This window comes from uncultured Negativibacillus sp. (genome assembly GCF_944388365.1).
GTDB lineage: Bacteria > Bacillota > Clostridia > Oscillospirales > Ruminococcaceae > Negativibacillus.
In genome coordinates this window covers 1-4,954 of sequence record NZ_CALXIN010000120.1, presented here as the reverse complement: position 1 = coordinate 4,954, position 4,954 = coordinate 1, and the positions used below count along the sequence as shown (strand labels likewise).

The following is a 4,954-nucleotide window of genomic DNA, read 5'->3' as shown; positions in this document are numbered from 1 at the left end:
CATTTTTGCGGTGACCTTGCGCACATACTGCTGGTTTGGCATCAGATAAAAGGAACAGTGCATCCAGGTGCCGATGTTCTGCTGCAGCGAGGTCATCGAGTCGCTGGAATACAGATTTTCCGAGATGCCGCTGTCGCTGAGATTGTCCTCCTGACCAGGCACGATGATGCCGACAGGAAACAGCTCGGTCATACTGATGTAGGGAACAAACCAGAATTTGTGGTTTTCGACGGTGGAGGTAATGGTAAATTCCTCGTCCGGCTCCAGCAGCGGACGGGAAACCTGAAGCTCGTAATGAATTTTCTGCAAACCGTATTGCAGAGAAATCTGTTCGACAATCAACAGGATAATGATAAAGATGATGAGAAGGATCAGCATACTGCCCCTCCTTTATCAGCTGCGGACATTTTCCAGAGGTGTCGTTACCTGATCCAGCAGCTGGGTGATATATTCTTCTACATCGCCTGCACGGGCAACGCCGTTGAAGGCAATGCGGTGGCCCAGGATGTGCGGCGCGACGTAGCGGACATCTTCTGGAATGACAAAGTCCCTTCCGTTCAGGGCAGCGGTAACCTGGGCAGCCTTGTACAGAGCGATGGCGCCACGGGTGGAAACACCCAGCATCAGCATGCTGGCCTGACGGGTCTGGGCGATGATGTCCATAATGTAGCCGGCAACTTCCTCCGAGACGGAGATCAGCGGAATCATGGACTTCATCTTTGCAATCTCCTCAAGAGAGACAACGCACTCCAGCTCCTCCACAATCTGAGAGGTAGACGGACGGCAGATGACCGACAGCTCCTGCTCACGGGTCATATAGCCGAGTTTGAGCTTCATAAAGAAACGGTCGATCTGCGCCTCCGGCAGCGGGAAAGTGCCGTAGGATTCCAGCGGGTTCTGGGTAGCCATAACCATGAATGGCTCCTGCAATACTGTGGTAACGCCATCCACCGAGATCTGGCGCTCCTCCATTGCCTCCAGCAAGCTCGACTGGGTACGTGGAGTCGCACGGTTGATTTCGTCGGCCAGAATGATATTGGAGAACAGCGGGCCTTCGCGGAACTGGAACTCACCGGTTTTCTGATTGTAGAAGTTGATACCGGTCAGATCGGATGGCAGCAGGTCAGGGGTAAACTGGATACGTTTAAATTTGCCACCGATGGTCTTGGAAAAGGCGCGCAGCAGCATGGTTTTGCCGGTACCAGGTACGTCCTCCAGCAGAACATGGCCGGAGCAGAGAAAACAGGTAAAGACAAGGTTGATAACATCGTCCTTGCCGACGATTACTTTGCCGCAATTTTCAAGCACACGTTTTTTGCAGTCAGTAAACAGGGAAAGATCCAAATCGTCCATAAAATAACCGCCTTTCAACAAAATGTCATAGTAAGTACCGGCTGTCGAAAAAGAGGAGCCGGATAAGAATAAGAATAGCACACATTCGTAAATTAGTCCATAACATATTGTGCATAAGGCGAAAAAAAAGAGAGGAAAAATCCTCTCTTTTGGTTAAAATTATTTGTGACGGAATCCGTGGTTGGTAAGCAGACCGGAAATGTGCAGCAGCGGAGATTTCTTTGGCGGCACGGTTTTGTAAATCTGATAGTAGATGGTCTGGATATAGTTTGCAAGCGTGTCGGCGCCCGAGTTCTTGACCGACTGGATGACCGACTGTTTGAGCTTGTTCAGCTCCTCAGGGTCCATGTCGCGGAGCTGACGCAGACGCTCTGCCATCTCCTTGGCATCGCGGAACATATAGCCGTTGACGCCGTCGCGCACCTGATCGGCGTTGAGCTCATCGTACAGCTGCAGTACCGGCAGACCGCCAGCCATGCCCTCCAGCATCGAGATGGAGTTGGTATCGGACAGCGATGCAGTTACATAGATATCGCTGGTGTGGATGTACGGAGGCAGATCAGGATGCATGACCTTGCCGGTAAAGATGACGGTATCGGTGATCTTCAACTCTTTGGCAAGCTCTTCCAGATGCGGCTTGTCCGGTCCGTCGCCGACAATCATCAGATACATGTTGTCCTCCGGCTTCATCTCCTCCGCCCAGAATTTGAGCAGTACATCGACGCTCTTTTCCTGTCCCAGACGTCCGACAAAGCAGGCGACGGTGGCATCCTGTGGGATGCCAAAGCGCTGGCGAATCTGGGCGCGCTGCTCAGGAGTGGAAGTTTCGGGTGCAAAAGCGTCGAGCTCCACCGGATTGGGGATGACTTCGACCTTTTTGTCGCTGCCGATCTCGTTGGTGTACTCCTGACACTTTTTGGAAGGACCGGTGACCACGTTTGCATACTGTGGGAACAAACGGAAGTAGCGGTGCGACAGCTTGCGGGTCAGTGGCACCAGTGGCTTTGGTGCAATGTAGTAGATATAATCATCGTACATGGTGTGCAGGGTATAAACCACCGGTACACGCAGAATCTTCGCAATCGCCATGCCGCTCAAGCCGATGCTGAATTCGTTGTGGACGTGGATGATGTCCGGAGCAAACTCACGCAGATAATGCAGACGGGAGCGGCTGACCGGTGAAGCAAGGTCCAGCCCATAGATACGCTTGAGATTGTGGGCAGGACAGTGCAGAACGTTATCTTTGATATAATGTTTGCGTGTTTTGGAATCGGCAGTGACGATCAGAACGGTATGTCCAAGCGCCTCCAGACCTTCCTTCAAGATTTTGATATGTGTAACTACGCCGTTAATCTGTGGCAGATACGTTTCGGTAAAAATTGCAATACGCATAAACATCCTCCAATTAAAAAAGACCTCTGTCAATATTTAAGTATAGGGCAATTTGAGACAAAATGCAATCTCATTTTGATAGCCTCGACAAGATTTAACCAGATTGCAGAGAGAATATCCTGTGGAGAAAAACGAAATAGAACAGGAAATTTCTTCAAATTTTCTTGCTTTTGTAAAAATTTGCACGACAGACCGAGAAGGCAAAACCACTGGACAGAGGAGAGTAGTATATGTATAATAAAAACTGCATGAAATCACAATAAAGATGACAAGCAAAAATGAAAACACGAAAGGAATTCTTAATATGGTAAAAAAAATGATTACACTGCTTTTGACTGCTGCTCTTTTGCTGACTGCGTTTGCAGGATGCACTGCATCTGAGCAATCGATGGCGGAAACGGAGCAGACGACCGATACAGAAGTTCAGACAGAGCAGTCCGAACCCGAGGAAACACCGCAGGAAGAGCAGGCGGACAGCGAGAGCATCTTTGCTTCTCTTGCGCTCAAAGACCTTGAGGGCAATGAGGTGGATGCGACGCTCTTTGAGGGTCATAAGCTGACGATGCTGAACATCTGGGCAACCTTTTGCGGACCATGTTTAAACGAGATGCCGGAACTGGGCGAGCTGGCAGCGGAATATGCTAAGGACAGCAGCGGTGTGCAGATAGTTGGTCTTGTCACCGATGTTGTAGATCAGGATATCCAGCCGGTGGATTCGCAGATCGAAGCTGCCAAGCAGATTGTCGAAGAGACCGGAGCTTCCTATACCCACCTGGTGCCGGATGAGGAAATGTATGCTTTCCTGGTGGAAAATGTCATCGGTGTACCAACCACCTACTTTATAGATGAACAGGGCAATTTTGTCGGAGATCCGATCATCGGTGCAAATGACAAAGCCGGCTGGCAGAGCGAGATCGCAAGCCGTCTGGAAATGCTGGAGAACTAACCGATGAAGAACAGGACAAAACAAACGGTGCCGCTTTTGCTGATCGCGCTGTCCCTGCTGCTGATTGGAGCAGGGACTGTGCGCGGAGAAGCACAGCTGGTGCTGACCAAAGCAATCAATATCTGTATGGAGTGTATCGGAATTGGCTAAAAAAAGAACAACGCTGCGTCTGTGGGTGCAGGCGGGCTGGTTTGCGCTCACCAATGGCTATGCCAAAGGCTTTTTGGAAGGAAAAATCTATAAAGGTGCAACCAAGTTTGTGTGTGTCCCAGGCTTAAACTGCTATTCTTGCCCTGGTGCACTGGGCTCCTGTCCCATCGGCTCTTTGCAGGCGGTGCTGGACAGCGGAAAATTTCGCTTTTCCTGCTATGTTTTTGGCTTTTTGATGCTGTTCGGGGCATTGATGGGGCGTTTTGTCTGCGGATGGCTGTGTCCGTTTGGGCTGGTTCAGGATTTGCTGCACAAGATTCCACTGTTTCATAAGAAAAAGAATCTGCCAGGTCACCAGTGGCTTAAATATCTTAAATATGTGGTGCTGGTGCTGTTTGTCATCCTGCTGCCGATGACGGTCGTGGGAATCACCGGCATGGGCGATCCGTGGTTTTGTAAGTACATCTGCCCAAGCGGAACCCTGTTTGGCGGTGTGCCGCTTCTGCTTTCCAATCCGACCTTGCGCTCGGCAATCGGTTGGCTGTTCAGCTGGAAGATGTTCCTGCTGGTGCTCATTGTGGTACTGTCGATCAAATACTACCGCCCGTTCTGCAAATATCTCTGTCCGCTGGGAGCTGTTTACGGGCTGTTTAATCCGGTGGCACTCTACCGCCTGACGGTGGATCAGGACAAATGTGTCCACTGCAAAGGCTGCCAGCAGGTGTGCAAGATGGACATTCCCGTTTGGGAAAAACCAAACAGCGTCGAGTGTATCCGCTGTGGAGACTGCAAGACGTTTTGTCCTACTGGCGCGATCCATTCGACCCTCGAACAGCTGCGGGTAAAACCGTATGGCGGCATCGAGGCGGAAAAAGGAGGAGAAAATAAATGAACAGATGGATAGCTCTGCTGCTGGCGGCAATGCTGTTGCTGGCAGGCTGTACACAGAAGGAACCGGTGGTTTTGCAGCAACCGGAGGTTTCGCAGGAAACTTCCTCCGAAGATGCAGCAAGGGTGGAGACTCCCTTCGAGGAAATGCCGGAGGAGGAAGCTTCCTCTGAAGAAACACCGGTGCAACAGCCCGAACAGGAGGATGCTCCTTTGGAAGAATCT

General features: G+C 50.8%; 6 protein-coding genes and 1 pseudogene. 4 read left to right on the top strand and 3 right to left on the bottom strand.

Annotation, left to right across the window (positions count from 1 at the left end; genetic code table 11):
• From Q0L39_RS10645 to Q0L39_RS10635, 3 genes are all read right to left on the bottom strand, one after another.
• Positions 1-378, bottom strand: a 378-nt coding sequence (locus tag Q0L39_RS10645; protein WP_296629045.1) for a hypothetical protein, incomplete at its 3' end; no start/stop codon positions are given.
• A 15-nt stretch (positions 379-393) separates the two neighbouring features.
• A complete protein-coding gene (locus tag Q0L39_RS10640; RefSeq protein WP_296629047.1) occupies positions 394-1,344 on the bottom strand; it encodes a MoxR family ATPase in 951 nt (316 codons plus the stop codon).
• Between the two features lie 168 nt (positions 1,345-1,512).
• Positions 1,513-2,745 (bottom strand): glycosyltransferase, encoded by a 1,233-nt coding sequence (locus Q0L39_RS10635; protein ID WP_296629044.1) that lies wholly within the window; start codon positions 2,743-2,745, stop codon positions 1,513-1,515.
• A gap of 304 nt (positions 2,746-3,049) precedes the next feature.
• Between Q0L39_RS10635 and Q0L39_RS10630 the strand changes: the two genes are divergently transcribed.
• From Q0L39_RS10630 to Q0L39_RS10615, 4 genes and pseudogenes are all read left to right on the top strand, one after another.
• Positions 3,050-3,691 (top strand): TlpA disulfide reductase family protein, encoded by a 642-nt coding sequence (locus Q0L39_RS10630; RefSeq protein ID WP_296629043.1) that lies wholly within the window; start codon positions 3,050-3,052, stop codon positions 3,689-3,691.
• A 3-nt stretch (positions 3,692-3,694) separates the two neighbouring features.
• Positions 3,695-3,841, top strand: coding sequence for a CD1871A family CXXC motif-containing protein (locus Q0L39_RS10625; RefSeq protein ID WP_296629042.1), 147 nt, complete (start codon positions 3,695-3,697; stop codon positions 3,839-3,841).
• Positions 3,834-4,733, top strand: coding sequence for a 4Fe-4S binding protein (locus Q0L39_RS10620; RefSeq protein ID WP_296629040.1), 900 nt, complete (start codon positions 3,834-3,836; stop codon positions 4,731-4,733). The genes Q0L39_RS10625 and Q0L39_RS10620 overlap by 8 nt, the downstream gene beginning before the upstream one ends.
• A pseudogene (locus tag Q0L39_RS10615) lies at positions 4,730-4,954 on the top strand (hypothetical protein); the annotation flags it as partial. The gene Q0L39_RS10620 and the pseudogene Q0L39_RS10615, both read left to right, overlap by 4 nt.

Excerpts from the sequence above, each read along its gene's own strand:
- Q0L39_RS10635 (WP_296629044.1), bottom strand. The coding sequence starts at position 2,745 with ATGCGTATTGCAATTTTTACCGAAACGTATCTGCCACAGATTAACGGC.
- Q0L39_RS10630 (WP_296629043.1), top strand. The coding sequence starts at position 3,050 with ATGGTAAAAAAAATGATTACACTGCTTTTGACTGCTGCTCTTTTGCTG.
- Q0L39_RS10625 (WP_296629042.1), top strand. The coding sequence starts at position 3,695 with ATGAAGAACAGGACAAAACAAACGGTGCCGCTTTTGCTGATCGCGCTG.